Origin of the sequence: Anaerostipes sp. MSJ-23 (assembly GCF_018918155.1) — a bacterium.
GTDB lineage: Bacteria > Bacillota > Clostridia > Lachnospirales > Lachnospiraceae > Anaerostipes.
In genome coordinates this window covers 56,927-72,370 of the sequence record NZ_JAHLPY010000012.1, presented here as the reverse complement: position 1 = coordinate 72,370, position 15,444 = coordinate 56,927, and the positions used below count along the sequence as shown (strand labels likewise).

20 protein-coding genes are annotated in these 15,444 nt (G+C 32.9%); 3 read left to right on the top strand and 17 right to left on the bottom strand.

Annotation, left to right across the window (positions count from 1 at the left end; genetic code table 11):
• Positions 1-165: 165 nt before the first annotated feature.
• A complete protein-coding gene (locus tag KQI71_RS08805) occupies positions 166-615 on the bottom strand; it encodes a manganese catalase family protein (protein ID WP_216435540.1) in 450 nt (149 codons plus the stop codon).
• Complete coding sequence (locus tag KQI71_RS08800; protein WP_216435538.1) at positions 615-2,033, bottom strand: MATE family efflux transporter; 1,419 nt, start codon at positions 2,031-2,033, stop codon at positions 615-617. The genes KQI71_RS08805 and KQI71_RS08800 overlap by 1 nt, the downstream gene beginning before the upstream one ends.
• 146 nt (positions 2,034-2,179) lie before the next feature.
• Here KQI71_RS08800 and KQI71_RS08795 point away from each other — a divergent pair, with 146 nt between their 5' ends.
• Positions 2,180-3,052: a LysR family transcriptional regulator gene (locus KQI71_RS08795; protein ID WP_216435537.1), complete on the top strand. Its 873-nt coding sequence runs from the start codon at positions 2,180-2,182 to the stop codon at positions 3,050-3,052.
• 8 nt (positions 3,053-3,060) lie between these two features.
• Here the strand turns inward: KQI71_RS08795 and KQI71_RS08790 are convergent, their stop codons facing one another.
• The 8 genes from KQI71_RS08790 to KQI71_RS08760 all read right to left on the bottom strand — a co-directional run bounded on the left by KQI71_RS08790 (position 3,061) and on the right by KQI71_RS08760 (position 9,809).
• Positions 3,061-3,798, bottom strand: coding sequence for a GTP pyrophosphokinase (locus tag KQI71_RS08790; RefSeq protein ID WP_216435536.1), 738 nt, complete (start codon positions 3,796-3,798; stop codon positions 3,061-3,063).
• A gap of 22 nt (positions 3,799-3,820) precedes the next feature.
• Positions 3,821-4,597 carry a sulfite exporter TauE/SafE family protein gene (locus KQI71_RS08785; protein WP_216435535.1) on the bottom strand — a complete coding sequence of 259 codons (777 nt, stop codon included), beginning with the start codon at positions 4,595-4,597 and terminating at the stop codon, positions 3,821-3,823.
• Position 4,598: 1 nt separating this feature from the next.
• The gene (locus KQI71_RS08780) at positions 4,599-5,033 is read right to left on the bottom strand and encodes a MarR family winged helix-turn-helix transcriptional regulator (protein ID WP_216435534.1); all 435 of its coding nucleotides are present in this window, start codon (positions 5,031-5,033) and stop codon (positions 4,599-4,601) included.
• A gap of 136 nt (positions 5,034-5,169) precedes the next feature.
• Positions 5,170-5,961: a carbon-nitrogen hydrolase family protein gene (locus KQI71_RS08775; protein ID WP_216435533.1), complete on the bottom strand. Its 792-nt coding sequence runs from the start codon at positions 5,959-5,961 to the stop codon at positions 5,170-5,172.
• A 48-nt stretch (positions 5,962-6,009) separates the two neighbouring features.
• Positions 6,010-7,608 carry a recombinase family protein gene (locus KQI71_RS08770; protein WP_216435532.1) on the bottom strand — a complete coding sequence of 533 codons (1,599 nt, stop codon included), beginning with the start codon at positions 7,606-7,608 and terminating at the stop codon, positions 6,010-6,012.
• A gap of 1 nt (position 7,609) precedes the next feature.
• Complete coding sequence (locus tag KQI71_RS12710; protein WP_256442145.1) at positions 7,610-7,744, bottom strand: hypothetical protein; 135 nt, start codon at positions 7,742-7,744, stop codon at positions 7,610-7,612.
• A gap of 59 nt (positions 7,745-7,803) precedes the next feature.
• On the bottom strand, positions 7,804-8,685 hold the full coding sequence (locus tag KQI71_RS08765) for a DUF5688 family protein (protein WP_216435531.1): 882 nt from the start codon (positions 8,683-8,685) through the stop codon (positions 7,804-7,806).
• Positions 8,686-8,855: 170 nt separating this feature from the next.
• Complete coding sequence (locus tag KQI71_RS08760) at positions 8,856-9,809, bottom strand: helix-turn-helix transcriptional regulator (RefSeq protein WP_216435530.1); 954 nt, start codon at positions 9,807-9,809, stop codon at positions 8,856-8,858.
• 243 nt (positions 9,810-10,052) lie between these two features.
• Between KQI71_RS08760 and KQI71_RS08755 the strand changes: the two genes are divergently transcribed.
• Positions 10,053-10,388: a helix-turn-helix domain-containing protein gene (locus KQI71_RS08755; protein ID WP_216435529.1), complete on the top strand. Its 336-nt coding sequence runs from the start codon at positions 10,053-10,055 to the stop codon at positions 10,386-10,388.
• A 62-nt stretch (positions 10,389-10,450) separates the two neighbouring features.
• Here KQI71_RS08755 and KQI71_RS08750 read toward each other — a convergent pair whose 3' ends face one another.
• A complete protein-coding gene (locus tag KQI71_RS08750) occupies positions 10,451-10,975 on the bottom strand; it encodes an O-acetyl-ADP-ribose deacetylase (RefSeq protein ID WP_216435528.1) in 525 nt (174 codons plus the stop codon).
• A 134-nt stretch (positions 10,976-11,109) separates the two neighbouring features.
• On the opposite strand from KQI71_RS08750, the gene KQI71_RS08745 reads away from it, so the two are divergent.
• Entirely contained in the window at positions 11,110-11,487 is a 378-nt protein-coding gene (locus tag KQI71_RS08745) for an ArsR/SmtB family transcription factor (protein ID WP_216435527.1), read from the top strand.
• Between the two features lie 263 nt (positions 11,488-11,750).
• On the opposite strand, the gene KQI71_RS08740 is transcribed toward KQI71_RS08745, so the two are convergent.
• From KQI71_RS08740 to KQI71_RS12510, 6 genes are all read right to left on the bottom strand, one after another.
• A complete protein-coding gene (locus KQI71_RS08740; protein WP_216435526.1) occupies positions 11,751-12,374 on the bottom strand; it encodes a TetR/AcrR family transcriptional regulator in 624 nt (207 codons plus the stop codon).
• A gap of 189 nt (positions 12,375-12,563) precedes the next feature.
• Entirely contained in the window at positions 12,564-13,103 is a 540-nt protein-coding gene (locus KQI71_RS08735) for a hypothetical protein (protein WP_216435525.1), read from the bottom strand.
• 111 nt (positions 13,104-13,214) lie between these two features.
• On the bottom strand, positions 13,215-14,558 hold the full coding sequence (locus KQI71_RS08730; protein WP_216435524.1) for a sensor histidine kinase: 1,344 nt from the start codon (positions 14,556-14,558) through the stop codon (positions 13,215-13,217).
• A gap of 2 nt (positions 14,559-14,560) precedes the next feature.
• On the bottom strand, positions 14,561-14,848 hold the full coding sequence (locus tag KQI71_RS13090; RefSeq protein ID WP_330655381.1) for a manganese catalase family protein: 288 nt from the start codon (positions 14,846-14,848) through the stop codon (positions 14,561-14,563).
• The gene (locus KQI71_RS08720; RefSeq protein ID WP_216435523.1) at positions 14,849-15,109 is read right to left on the bottom strand and encodes a spore coat protein CotJB; all 261 of its coding nucleotides are present in this window, start codon (positions 15,107-15,109) and stop codon (positions 14,849-14,851) included.
• A complete protein-coding gene (locus KQI71_RS12510; protein ID WP_253288005.1) occupies positions 15,106-15,318 on the bottom strand; it encodes a spore coat associated protein CotJA in 213 nt (70 codons plus the stop codon). Before KQI71_RS12510 ends, KQI71_RS08720 begins: the two co-directional genes overlap by 4 nt.
• Positions 15,319-15,444: the final 126 nt, after the last annotated feature.

The following is a 15,444-nucleotide window of genomic DNA, read 5'->3' as shown; positions in this document are numbered from 1 at the left end:
CGGGCTTATTAAGTGCACTATTTTTTACACGAAAAACTGTCCTTTTGTTAAAAACAAGAACCATAAAATCAAGGAACGCCAGAACCGACATTTGCCGGAACTGGCGTTCCTTGATTAGGGACTTATTTTACAGCCCCTTTTTCACACTTTCTTTACAAAATTTTTTTATTTACAATCAAAAGCTGGATTAAATGCATAAAAATTCTTAGAATCCAAACGATCCTGAACAATTCTTAAGGCTTCACCAAAGCGCTGGAAATGAACAATTTCTCTTGCCCTTAAAAAAGCAATTGGATCCCTAACATCTGGATCTTTAATCAAACGAAGTAAGTTATCATACGTTGTTCTTGCTTTTTGTTCAGCCGCAAGATTTTCACTCAAATCAGTAATCGGATCTCCTGTCGATTGAAACATTGTCGCACTAAATGGCTCTCCACTTGCTGCTTGCGGCCAAACACCGGCTGTATGATCCACATAATATTGATCAAAACCACCGGCTACAATTTGTTCCGGTGTAAGATTACTTGTCAGCTGATGCACAATTGCAGAAACCATTTCTAAATGTGCCAGTTCTTCCGTCCCTATCTTCGTTTCAAAAAGGCTATATTCAAAAATTAACTTTTCTTTAAAAGTCTATGCGATGGTCGATATAGCATTAACAAAATAAATATTAAAACAGCTGTAATTGAAAGGCTTAATGGATATGCCAGCATAATTGTTGAAAACGTTTTATGTATTGGAAAAACAAATGAAATCCAGAAAATACGAACAACACATACTCCAAGAATCGTTAAAATGGCAGGGGCAAGAGAAACTCCAAACCCTCTCAAATAACCTGACATATTTTCATATAACATGCTAAATATATAAGCAGAAAATACAATCATCAATCTTGTATATCCAATTTCAATAACTTTAGGATTGTTATTAAAAATAGCTAATAGTGATTTTCCAAAAAATAAAACAAGAAGAATTACACTTGCAGAAGCAATCGCATCTTCAATAATACATAACAACAAAGTCTTGTTACAACGCTTCATCTGTCTTGCCCCATAATTTTGTCCAACAAAGGTTGTACATGCCTGACTGAAAGAATTTAACACATAATAAGCAATAATTTCAATATTAAAGGCTGCACTTGATGCAGCAATCACAATCGTTCCAAGACTGTTAATTGCTGCTTGTATTACAATATTAGCGATTGCAAAGACTGCACTCTGAATTCCAGACGGAAGTCCAATTTGAATAATTTTATTAAAACAACCCCTATCAAAATGCAGTTCTTTAATGTTTACATGGACCGCTTTTTTTGTCTTTCTTAATTTCATTAACAAAATCAGTGAGCTAATTACATTCGCAATAACCGTTGCTGTTGCAACTCCATTGACTGTCATTTTCAAAACAACAACAAAAAATAAATTTAATAAAACATTTAGTACGCCAGATATCGCAAGCGCTTCTAATGGAACTTTTGTATCTCCAATGCTTCGAAAAATTGCTGCTTCAAAGTTGTATAAAAGAATGACTGGAATTCCGAGCAGATAAATCCTCATATATAAAAGTGCATAAGAATATACATCCGATGGTACATGCAGCATTTGTAATAATATACCAATTCCAAGTTCTCCAACAATCGTTACTACAATTCCTGCAAACACTGCCATAAGAATCGATGTCTGAACCGTCTTTTGGATCGTTTTTTCGTCTCTTTGTCCAACGGCATTAGCAATGACAACATTGACACCAAGTGCAATTCCAATAAAAAGATTTAAGATTAAACCAATGATCGGACTGTTTGCACCGACCGCCGCTACACATGCCGTTCGATTCGCCCCAGTAAAATTTCCAACAATGGCAATATCTGATGCATTAAATAACTGCTCTAGAATTCCTGTTGCGGCTACTGGAAGCGCATATTGTGGCAGCTTATTCCATATGGAACCTTGCAACATATCTATTTTTTGTGCTTTCATCCTTTGTTTCACCTCATTTTCTAAAATGAACAAAGCAGATAAATCTACTTCGAACTTCATAAATCTATACTCTTTGAAGAACTTATGCCGTATTTTATTATAATTTTCCTTTTTTATAATAGCAAATACTTATAAACTATCATGTATCATAGTTTACAGGCATCATACGAAATGATAAAATAAATTTATAAATAGGAGGATTTTTCATGGACATTCGAGTATTACGCTATTTTCTAGCAGTAGCCAGAGAAGAAAATATTACAAGAGCTGCACAAAGCCTACATATTGCTCAGCCATCCCTTTCCAAACAAATACTAGAATTGGAAGCAGAGCTAGGAAAAAAACTTTTTATTCGTGGAAAACGCAAAGTAACTTTAACGGAGGAAGGCCTGTTCCTTCGAAAACGTGCAGAAGAAATTGTAAAACTATTAGAAAAAACTGAGCAAGAATTAACTTGCAACCTTACTGAACTAGCTGGAGAAATTTCAATTGGCGGAAATACTCCAGATCTGGTTTTACAGGCTGCTGCCTCCCTTAGAAAACAATATTCGGATATTTCTTTTCATTTTTATATCGGAGATGCAACTGACGTGACAGAACGATTGGAACATGGAAGTCTTGATTTTGCAATTTTTCTTGAGCCAATTGATCCTATAAAATATGAATTTCTGTCACTTCCTACGACTTCTCTTTGGGGAATTTTGATGAAAAAAGACAGCATATTTGCCAAACAATCCGAAATTTATCCATCAGATCTTTTAAAAATGCCCTTAATTCTTCACCGCCGCATCGGTCTACAACAAGAAATTGCCCATTGGGCACATACCAATTTAGAACAATTAAATATTGTTGCTACTTATAATGTTGTTCACGGCAGTCCGGTATCCTTTGTAAAAAATGGACTCGGATACTTTTTAACAACAAGAGATCTTCTGTCACCAGAATTAGATTCGTGTGTCTGCTTCCGTCCATTAAAACCATCTCTTCCTATCCGATATGCCATTGTCTGGAAACAACATCATATCTTAAGCAAAGCTGCAAAAGCATTTCTAGAGCAAGTACGTTTGCAGCTAAATTAAAACCCATTTTAATTTTTCCTTTGCGCAATCCGATCTCTAATTCCCTGCATTCGTTCATCAAGGGCTGCACTTTGCTGGGCACAATCATAAAGCTCCTCTTGTAAAATTTCAATTTCCTGATCAGAGAGTTGTTTTTTATAACGCATTTTATGATCTAGGCTTGCCCAAAAATCCATAGCAATTGTGCGAAATTGCACTTCTACATTTACTAATTTTTTTGTATTCTGCAGAAAAATTGGCACTTGGACGATCAAGTGAAGACTTCGATATCCACTTGGTTTTGGATTCTTAATATAGTCTTTTTTCTGAATCAATATAATATCATCTTGCCTTAAAAAACTTTCCGCTAATTTATAAATATCATCTGGGAAGGAACAAATGACTCTAACTCCTGCAATATCTTTCAAATTCTCTTCCATCGATTCTAAATTTAGTGGAATATTTTTTCTTCGGATCTTTTTTAAAATACTATCATATGACTTAACTCTTGTTTTGATACTTTCGATCGGATTACTATCATATTCCAAAGATAGTTCATGATTTAATACCCGAAACTTTGTCTCAACTTCCATGATTGCACATTCATAATAAGACATCAACAAGTCAAATGGCTTTTTATTTTCTTGTATAAAGTTTAAAAATTCATCAGATAAAATACTTTGTCTTACAAAATTTTCTCTTCTTGAATCTAATAATGCCTTCCCTTGTTTTTTCAATTCTGTGATTACCTCAAGATTTTTTTTCATTTGCTTCTTATTCCTTTCATTGCTATGCCAGCACGGAAAATCCTAATACTACAAGCCCTAGGATTACCAAAATCACTCCTGTTGCTCGATTCAATGTTTTTGGCGTTGCTTTATTGGCAAATAGTGCTGCAATTCTCGCCCAAATAAAAGTAAATGCAACGCATAAAATAAATACGGTCCATTCTGGTGCCCCACCAATCGCAAAGTGTGATGCTGCTCCTGTAAGTGCTGTAAATGACATGATAAATACACTTGTTCCTACAGCCGTTTTTAACTCATATCCTAAAACACTTGTTAAAATTAACAGCATCATCATTCCACCGCCTGCACCAACAAATCCGCAAATCAATCCAATGATAACTCCACAAATAATAGACTGAATTGCTCTTTTTTTAGCAGAAATCCCTTGCATAGATTCTTTCGTTGTCATCACTGGCCTTACGATAAATTTAACTCCCAAAAGAAATGTCATAAAGACAGAAAAATTTCCCATCGTTGCAGCCGGCAAAAGACTTGCAAGATAACTTCCTACGATAGTAAATGTTAGTACACTTATCATCATGATAATACCATTTTTTATGTCAAGATTCTTATTTTTTCCATAAATATAGGCAGATACGGCACTTGCAAGCACATCTGATGATAATGCAATACCAACAGCCATATACGGATCCATTCCCAGAAATGTGATCAACATCGGACTGATTACTGCTGCAGCACTCATTCCTGCAAATCCCGTTCCAAGACCGGCTCCCATTCCTGCAAAGAAAGTTACAATAATTGTTAATAATAATTTCATTTTACGTTTCACCCTTCAAGATTTTATCTAAATTTTCATCCATTGTTTTCATTACATGTAAAAAAACTGCTTTTTCATCTTCTCCTGTATTAGCAAAAAGTTGATTAGCAAAATTTTTTTGCAGCTTTTGTCCTTGTGTTATTGCAAATTGTGCTTTTTTTGTACAAAGCAATTTTGTTTTCCTTCTGTCCCCTTTCACTTTTTCCCTAACTAAATATCCTTCCTGTACAAGTCTCTCTACATTAATTGATACAAGATTTGCTTTAATATTTCGAATCTCTACAATATCCCTTGCAGTCTGATATTGCGGATTATTAGCAAGAAACAACAAAATATCAAATGCCGTTTGGGGTAACTTTAATTCTCTGCACAATGGTTTGCATGCATCGTTATACACCTGAAGCAATTTCCTTGGAAACTCTATATTAATTTTCATTCATCCTCCTTTATTTGATTCATTTTTGAACTATTCATTTTTGATATATTATAACAATCTTTGAAAAAAATTACAAGAAGCAAATAAATACAAAAATACCTGGAAAAACTTCCAGGTACAAACAAAAGATTAAGTTTTATAAATACCATTCAGGCCTTCTTGTTTTTAAATATGGAACCTTATTTCTCCATTCTTTTGCTTCAGACAAATCTATTTCACAAGTTAATAGTTGCTCCTGATCATTAACTTTTTCTATGATATCTCCACTCGGATGAATAACCAGAGATTCTCCTGCAAATTCCATATCGCCTTCACGGCCAACTCGATTACACATCGCAATAAATACCTGATTTTGCATTGCTTGCACTCGCACTTCCCACTCAAACATCTCCATTGGTTCTGTCTTTGTATTTGCCGTCGGTATCAAAATCAAATCGGCCCCTTTTAACACACAGGTTCGAATACTTTCTGGCAAATGACGATCATAGCAAATCACAATTCCAACGCTTCCAAAAGGTGTATCAAACACTTTAAATCCATATTTCGATGGTGAATAGTAATCTTGTTCATAAAAATTTTTAGCTTGCGCAATATGAACCATTTCTGCTGTATCAATCCATTTTCCCTTTGGATCAATCCAAAGGGAAGTATCGTAACGTTCTCCCTGCTGCTCCATATAAATATTAGGAGAAAGATAATATTGATACTTTTTTGCTTTTGCTCTCAATCTGGATATTTCTTCAGCATTTACATCCAAGCAATACTCATCAACTTTCTGATTTTTATACTGTGGGAAAAATGGAGAGAGTTGTATTTCTGGAAAAAACAGCAAATCACTCCCTGCTGCCTGATCACAAAAATATTCTGATTTTTTTAAATTTAATTCCACACTTTCCTGCATAGACATCTGTGCCAATGATAATTTCATATGATATTGCATACCTCACTTTCCACATGTTCTCTTTCTGTTTAAAATTTAGTTTACCATTTTCATAGGGATCCTATCAACCAATACAATTTCTGTAGCATAACTGTCCTTTCGACCTTTTGTTTTTACTTTCAATTTTATTAAAAATGGAACATCTTTTAAAAAAATATACAAAACTCTTTCTGGATACACAACGATCTTTTCCAATATTTGTGTATAAATATACTCACTATCTTCTTCAAAATGAAGAATCTTATCAATCACACCCATGCAATCTCTCCATGACTCTTTTCCTTCTTTCACATTTTCTTCCATTTGATGACACATTTGAATCTCTTGCTCATACCATTGTCTTTGTCGTTCAAAATCTTTCTTTGAAATTAAACCCTCTAACAAAAGATCGATACATTTTTTCTTTTTCTCTTCCCATTTCTTCTTTTTCCTTTGGATATTTTTCAAGTTATCCTGTTCTACAGTATTATCTTTTATCTTTTGAATTTCTCTCAAAATTTCCTGTTTTAGATCTTCCTTATCGATTTCCAAATAACGCATAGAAAAACGCATACAATCCCTTAAAGCAACTTCATGAATCGATGGATTGCTGCAACCTGTTTGTTCTCCCTCTTTTTTCCCACCTTCCATTGCATTTTTATAACATCTCCATGTTTTATACTGGCTTCCATCTTTTCGTTTTCTTAATTTAGAAATATAATGTTCTCCACAAGATCCACAAACAATTTTCCCACTACACCAATAACGATTGCTATACTTTCCCTTCTCTTCCTTTGTTAAGCTTCTCTTTTTTAATTCCTCTTGTGTCCGATTCCATAAATCTCTAGAAATAATTCCTTCATGATGATCTTTTATTTCTACAAATTCTATCTGTCCATGATTATACTTCTTTTTATGATCTAAAAAAGAAGGCGTATATGTTTTATGCTGTTTTAAATCCCCAACATATTTTTCATTTCGAAGCATGCGAAGAATCACATTTGGATTCCACTTCGTTCCACGCTTTGGAACATATCCTTCAGCTAATAATTCTTTCGCAATCGTATAGGTTCCCTTACCCTCGTTTGTATATTTATGAAACACCGCACAGACAATTGGAACTTCCTTTTCATTTACAAACAGTTTCCCATCTTTTACTTTATAACCAATCAAATCTCTTCCAAAAACAACCCCTGCTTCCATCTGACGCTGTTGACCCCATTTCACACGTTCCGATGTCTTCCTTGATTCTTCCTGCGCTAAAGAAGCTTTCATTGACAATAAAAATTCTGAAGATTCTTCCGCACTATCCAAATGATCATTAATAAAAAGGACTCGCACGCCAGCTTCCTTCAATTTTCTTACATATGCCAAAGTATCCACTGTATTTCTCGCAAACCGCGAAATATCCTTGCTCAGTATCAAATCGATGTTTCCATTTAACGCATCTTTCATCATCTTTAAAAAACCTTTTCTCTTTGTTGTTGATGTTCCAGAAACTCCTTCATCATAATAAATCTGAACCAACTTCCACTCTGGCTTTGATTGAATATAATGATAAAAATATCTCTTTTGACTAGTAAGTGAATTTATTTGATCCACATGATCCGTTGAAACGCGACAATATGCCGCAACCTTTACTTCCATTCCTATCATTTTACATCATCAGCTTCTTTAATTCTTCTTTCGTCAAAAATCCCCTTTTTGCTAACTCAAGAAAAACACCTTTTTTCAAAGCTTGGTATATCTGTTTCTTATTATACTTCTTTTTTCCCATTGTTTTAGAACACATAATATCATCTCCCATACAGCTTACAATCACATTATGCTGCTGCTAATATTTTGTGAAAATCAAAACAATGCTTTCAATCTATCTTCTTTCAAATTATAATAATAGACATTTGTAGTTAGTACATCTTCTTTCCTTGTACACTCACGATTTTTGTTAATCTTCGATACCATGTAAAATAACTTTTGCGGCGTAATCTTAACTCCTCTGTTGTCCAACACAAACACCATCTCATGAATAGAACTAGGCAAAAGAAACATTCCACAAACACCTTTTTCCTCACAAAATTTTTTTAAAAGATTTGGGTAAAAAATCACACCTGCTCCATGCATGCGATAAACATTGGTAGCAAGATAAAAACCCGGCAAAGAAACAGAAAAAACTTTGGATATTTCTCTGATTTTTGGTGGAAATAACCGAATGGTATTCCTCATAGCCACTTTTTGAAAACTCTCTTCTGATATTCCCCATCGTTTTAACATCGTTTGTTTTACACAAGAAATCTTCATTTGATCATGAAAATCCATATCAAGTAAGAGATAATAAACCATGGCCAAATCGTTTTTTCTTTCAAAAGCAACATTTTTTAAAGCTTTTTCATTTCTTTTATACTCTACAATTCGAAAAAAAATCCGATTCCTTATTTTTTGAAAACTTTGTGTTTCTAAAAGATTTACAGAAAAATTCAAGCAACTTTTCCGTGCTTGTACAATGATCCGCGCAACAATATCCTCCAAACAATCTCCTTGTTGATATTTTTCATACCACTGATTCATATAAAAAATTCCATATATATTTTTAACATCGTCCTTTATTAAAATTACATTTTGTTGTTCTACATTTATCTTGTCTATTGTCTTCAAAATCACTTTCCTATCGCCCAAATACTTCCGAAGACTTTTCAATAAATACCATTCAAATTGCTGTTTCGTTAAATTTCCCATACTGATTTTCCCTCTTTCTTTTATATCTTTATAAATAAATATTTTATCTAAAAATTTTCAAAAAAATGGATGTTGTCTTTTACACAACATCCAATGAAAGTTTGAGACTTTATCATGCCCCATGTCTTTCTAATTACCATCTATATTTTATAATAACCAATCCTTTTCCCCTAAAGAATTTTTTCAATTACAGATCCCTGGCTTCTCATCCACATATCAATTCCATTTCCAAAGACTTCTGCCTCAATGATATAAGCCCCATTTTTTTCTCCTATAATCACAGCCGTTGGAAGCCGATCCAAAATTGCATCAACATCCAATCCCGTATATTTAAACTTCACCTTCCGCAGTTTTCCTCCATACATAAACTGTACTCTTTTTCGAAATTCCCCCTCTTCGAAACGACTACTGTATGGAATATGAAAATGTTTATCCAATACTTTCAACCTTTTGATCCGATCCATACGATAAATAGTTGGAAATGCATCATTAATCACATCAAAATTTTTCTGTACATCTTTGTCTGCAATAAAAGCTGTCAGATAAAAATAATATTCCGAAAACATAATAGCCAGCGGTTTTAATTTTCGTCTTACTGTTTTCTTATCTTTTGTTCTTGTATAATCAATCTCTATATACTGACAATTCCTAATAGCCTTTCCAATTTTCCACATCGTATTCATAAATTTTGTCTTATGCCTTGGTTCTACATAATGGAATTCTTCATTTTTAATTAGATCTGTAATCATTTTCTGATTTTCCATTGGTACACAGCAACTAATTAATTTCTTTAACATGCTAAGCATTTCTTCTTTTGTAAATGCTCTGCTATCTAACAAAATTTTGCATAATGCAAGGACTTCACTGTTGGTAAGTTTTAATTTGTAAACCGTTTCTAGACGATAGCCTTTTTTCATACGATCATAAATTACAGTATTAATAATCCCCTTATTTTCAATATCCATATCAATGAAATTCCGAATATCATCAATATCCCTTTGGATACTTCGCTCATTCACTCCATAATTGATCGCTTCTTCTGCCTTATTAACAATACATCCATCCATTAATTTTGTATAAATTCCAAGAACACGTTGTACTTTGTTCCCCGTTACTTCTTTCATAATAATTATGTACCTCCATAGATGATAATTTTAGTATAATATTTGAGGAAGACAAATTGTGTCTTTTTGAAAAATTTCTTTGATTTTTTTAAAATCTCTATTCATTTATACAATATTAGACACTTTTTTACTTTTTCATATGGCATGCTTATATTCTAATCTTAATACGCTTTAAAATCAACTCTTTTAAAGTTTTATTTTTGAAGTTCATAACTTGTTAAAATATATGAAAAGGAGTTTCATATGGAAAATTTAAAAGTTTTAAGAAAGGCCAAACATTTATCCCAGCAGAAATTGGCAGACATTCTCCATATCAGCCAGCAATCTGTTTATAAATATGAGAATGATATTACATCTCCAGATATTGAAACATTGACAAATATGTCCGATTTCTTTGACACTTCGATTGACTATCTTGTTGGAAATACAGACATTTCAAGAAAAATTGAGAATGTATCTCCCAATGACCTTAATAAAGAAGAAACACACCTCGTAGAAAATTACAGACAATTGCCAACCAATTATCGAAAACTAATTCAGGCACTCATGGACGAATATTTAAATATCCTTAATTCATAATAGTCCAACATAAAAAGAGATTATGGTAACCAAGATTTTTCTCTACCATAATCCCTTTTTAATTATATTTTTTCCTTTATTATAACTCGTTGATATGCCTCTAATTCTTCTTGCCGAAAGCAGCAAAAATAAACTTCCATTTTTATTCCTTCATGTTGTTTTAACCAGTTATTCACCGTATTATAAGAAATCTTTGCTGCTTCTTTTAACGGATATCCATAAACTCCAGTGGATATTCCTGGAAATGCAATACTTTTACAGTTGTTTTCTAACGCTAAATTCAACGATTTTTCATAGCAAGAGGCTAGTAGTTTTGCATCTTGCTTTGTTGCACTGTAAATCGGACCTACTGTATGAATGATATATTTTGCATTTTTTATTTTATAAGCTCCTGTAATTTTTGCATCTCCCGTTTCACAACCGTGCAATACTCGGCATTCTTTTAAAAGCTCTGGTCCAGCCGCTTTATGAATTGCTCCATCTACCCCTCCCCCTCCAAGAAGACGATTATTTGCGGCATTCACAATGGCATCAACCTTCATCGTTACAACACTTGCTCTAATTACTTTGATTCGTCTTTCTTCCATATAATATACCTGCTTCCTTGTTTTTTCTATTCTCATTATAGCATAAATATTTTTTAAACAAATTTCTAATTTGTCTTATATTTCCTTTGTGTTATACTATTAAGAGATGACATATTTTAGATAGGAGATTTTTTATGGAACCAAAGACACTCCCACACAATCACGGAAATATTTCAAAATCTGAACAAATAATCGCAAGAATTACAAATACAGAGAACTTTCAAACAGTTGCTGAATATTTTAAGCAGCTCAGCGATGGCAATCGACTTCGTATTTTCCTTTTGCTATGTCACTGTGAAGAATGTGTAATCAATATTTCTGCTTTAATGAATATGAGCAGTCCAGCTGTTTCTCATCATTTAAAGCAATTAAAAGCAATTGGATTGATCATAAGTCATAGAGAAGGAAAAGAAATGTATTACAAAGCTTCTGATACACCGGAAGTTCAACTGCTTCATAAAGCAATTGAAAAAATGATGCAAATCACTTGCCCAGACGAAATAAATGAGTGATTCATTTGATAAATGTTAACATTCCTACCAAATTTATGGATAAAATTGTATTTTTAGGAAAAAAATATAACTACAGCCATTGACAAAAAATATTTTTATTAGTATCCTAAATTAAGGTAACTAAATTATCCTATTGGTTGAAACACATTGGCTCACAATTGCGTGGGCCTTTTGTGCTTTTATATATTATAATAAAAAATAGAGTTTTCTTGCTGTACAAAAAAGATCACAAACATCAAAAAATATTTGTGATCTTTTTCCTTTTAGCTTTCTAATAATTTTTTTACCTCTACGTAAGTCAAGTCATATACAGAACTATATACATAATCAATTTTTGCTGCCTTCATTGCTTCCTTTTGTTTTTCTGTCACTACAGTATATGGATAAATTCCAAACATAAATGGGAAAAATGCATAAATAAATTGCTTACATTTTCTATCATCTATATCTGGCCTAAATTTTTCCAAAAGTTTTGTCATCGTCTTTAATGCATTTCCATAAGAAACTTTGAATTCAATCAAAAGCTCCATTCTGCTGTTTTCTTCTAAATCATAATGATTCATAGACAAAATTTTCAAAAGTTGTTTCCGCTCATCTAAAGAATGTGCAATTGCCTTTGCAATTTGCTCATTATTCATTTTATTATTCTTTTCTATGATTTCCTCTAGATTTAAAACCCACATATCATACTCTCGCTTTAACAGAGCTAAAAATATTTCTTCTTTTGTTTCATAATAATTATAAATCGAGGTTCTAGAAAACGATGTTTCATTTCCTATTTCTTTTATTGTAATTTCCTTAAAACTCATTGTTCGATAAAGTTTTTCGCATGCATTGATAATTTCTTCTTTTCTTGCATTCGTTCTTTTAATGGATCCTGCCGGCATGAAAATACCACCCTTTCGCTTTTTCTAACGTACCGTCATTATACCACAAAGTTCAAAAAAGGACAGATATTTTAGAGAAACAAAATATCCATCCTCTTTTTATGCAATTATACTACACCCATTTTCAACTTGTTATGATACCAAACCATTTCCTTATCTATGGAAACAGTTTTTAAATTTTATCATTTTCTAGAAGATTTCGATATCGTCAAGATTTAATTCTTCTTCGACTTCTTCCTCTTCTGCTGCATCTTCTACTTTATTTTTAGCAATGATTGCATATACAATTCCTGTTACGATAACGTTTACAATGATTGATACTAATCCTGTCCATGGACGTGTCATTGTTGGAAGCATTAAAAATCCTCCAAATGGTACTGTAGAATCTGCGCCTAATACCATTGTCACTGCTCCGCCACAAGCTCCACCGATCGCAGAGGCGATGATCGCTCTTAAAAAGTCTCCCATAACGATTGGGATAACACCTTCAACGATGTTTAAGACACCCATTGGTACTGCTGATTTTAAGTTTTCGATCTGTTCTTTTTCGTAAATATTTTTATGTAATGCTTTTGCTACAAAATATGCAAATCCAAATCCGATCGGTGTTGCTGTATTTACTAACTGTAATGCTGTAATTGGCTGATTGACACCCGATGCTAATAATGTTAATGTGAATGCATATACTGTCTTATTGATCGGTCCGCTAAACCATTTCCACAACAACACATAATTTTTCTTATTTCCTGTTTCATAATTTCTATACCTTATCTACTATTTTTTCTATTATTTATTATATCGAATTCCAGAAAACAAAACAAGAAAATACAACAAATAGTACTAACTATTAGATATAATTTTGTTATCAGCATAATTTTTTTTACTCTTTTGCGGAAAAAGAAGTTGTACAATGGTACCTTGTCCAGGTTCACTTTTCACATAAAATGATCCATTACACATACTTTTTACTCTCTCTGAAACATTTTTTAATCCAATATGAGATTTCCCGTCCTGTTTTATTTTTTCTCTGTCAAATCCGATACCATCATCCTTTACAATAACAGAAACAAAATGATCTTCCAATTTTGTACAAATTGTTATGGTTCCTCCTTCTTCCTTCTTACAAATTCCATGTTTCACAGCATTTTCAACAATTGGCTGCAATGTGAGTGGTGGCATTATAAAATCTGTTTCTTCTATCTCATACACCACATGAATTCGATCTCCAAATCTTCTTTGCTGAATTGCAAGATAATACCGAACATGTTGAAGTTCTTTTTCAAATGGAACACAACTTCTCTCACTTAAAGATTCCAAATGATTTCTTAAATATCCTGCAAAATCTTCCGCTGTTTCTTTTGCCATCAATGGATCTGTTTCACATAAAACTTGAATCGTTGTCAATGTATTATAAATGAAATGTGGTGCAATTTGAGAAAGCATTAAAGAAATTCGAAGATCTGCGGCTTCTTTTTCTTTTCTTGCCAAACTCTGATTTTGTTCCATCATGAAAGATACAAACATTAAGATCATTGTAATACTGATCGAAATATTGATCAAAGAAATCCCATAATAAAAAATTTGGATTCCCGACATCAGATAAGGAAGAGCAATATACGAAATCAAAGATATAAAAATTTCATGACTAATTTTTTTTCGATATTGAATGATCAAAGATAAATCAATACATAATCCTGCGATTGGAAACAAAAATGAAAGAAAATATCCGCTGCCTCTATGATATAGATTGTGAGCATCAATATAATAATAAAGATTTATAAATTGTGATAAAATAACAAATAAACTTCCTATTATCTCAAAAACAAAAACCATCTTAACTCGAATTAAGCGATCTTTCTCATTTTTTTCAATCTTAGAATTTTCTCCAAATAAATAACAACAGGCATATCCATGAAATAAAAATACCAAAATATCCATAAAAAGAAATACAAAAAAATTACTGACACGAACGATAACATAACTCCATACTCCAACATCTCCTCGAAATGCCCAAGCAAATGCATCATTTACTAAAAGTACAGCACAAGAAAGTTGCATCCATATCATTCTTTTTCTTTTTTCTCTATTGAAATTTTTGCTCATAAACATACATAAGGCTGCAAGAGAACTGAAAATAGCACCCCATAGAAGCATAGCAATATGTATCGATTGACGATTAAACATTTTTATCCTCCATTTCTCTTATTTTTTATTATAAAAAGTTCCCAGATTTTTTCAAGAAAATGAATTTTCTTTATTGTTTTATTGCGCCTTTTCACATCCGATACCCCTATATCGGTAAGTACCCCACATACTTCTTTATATGGCATCGCAAATCTCTGTGATAAATACCGCATGGAAGCTCCAAGTTCCCCATTTGGTCCACCATACTGTGTAATAATTACTTTTGCAAGCTGTGGATTATTTTGTTTTATTCGTATTGGATATTCTAATCTTTTTTCATAATTCCACATTTAACACCCCTCCTTCATCCATGGCCAACTCGTTGTCGTCCATGTAAACGTATCCGTAATTTCTGCAGAATCAATCGTAAGTGGTTCAAAGTACTGGGCATATTCTTTTAGAGCTTTTTTTCTTGCATTTTGATACTGTTTAAAATTTCGAATTGCTTCCTGATCCCTTGGATGAGTATCCAAATACAAAGTTGTATCTATCAACGCAAAACTGACTGCATTAATATATTCCAGAAGCTTTTTCTGATCATACTGATTCATCTACGACATGCCCCCTTCCCATAAAATGGTTTATTTAATTCTGGAAAGATCGTTCCACAAGAAAGTCCCTCTTCTGGACAATAAATCTGGTTCCATTGCTGCCACGGTACATATTGCATCGCAACCTGCATGGAATCAACTCCATCACGACGATTTCCCCAGCGTTTTTGATTTCTCATATCCATATTACATTCACAACGTCGTTCCATGATTATTTTTCTTTCTTCTTTGTACTAACAGTCTATGTGATCTTCCTGAAAGTGTGAAAATCAGATGTTAAATTACTGGTAAAATCAGACAACTTCACTGTAAAAATAAGACATTTTCTTGTTGCT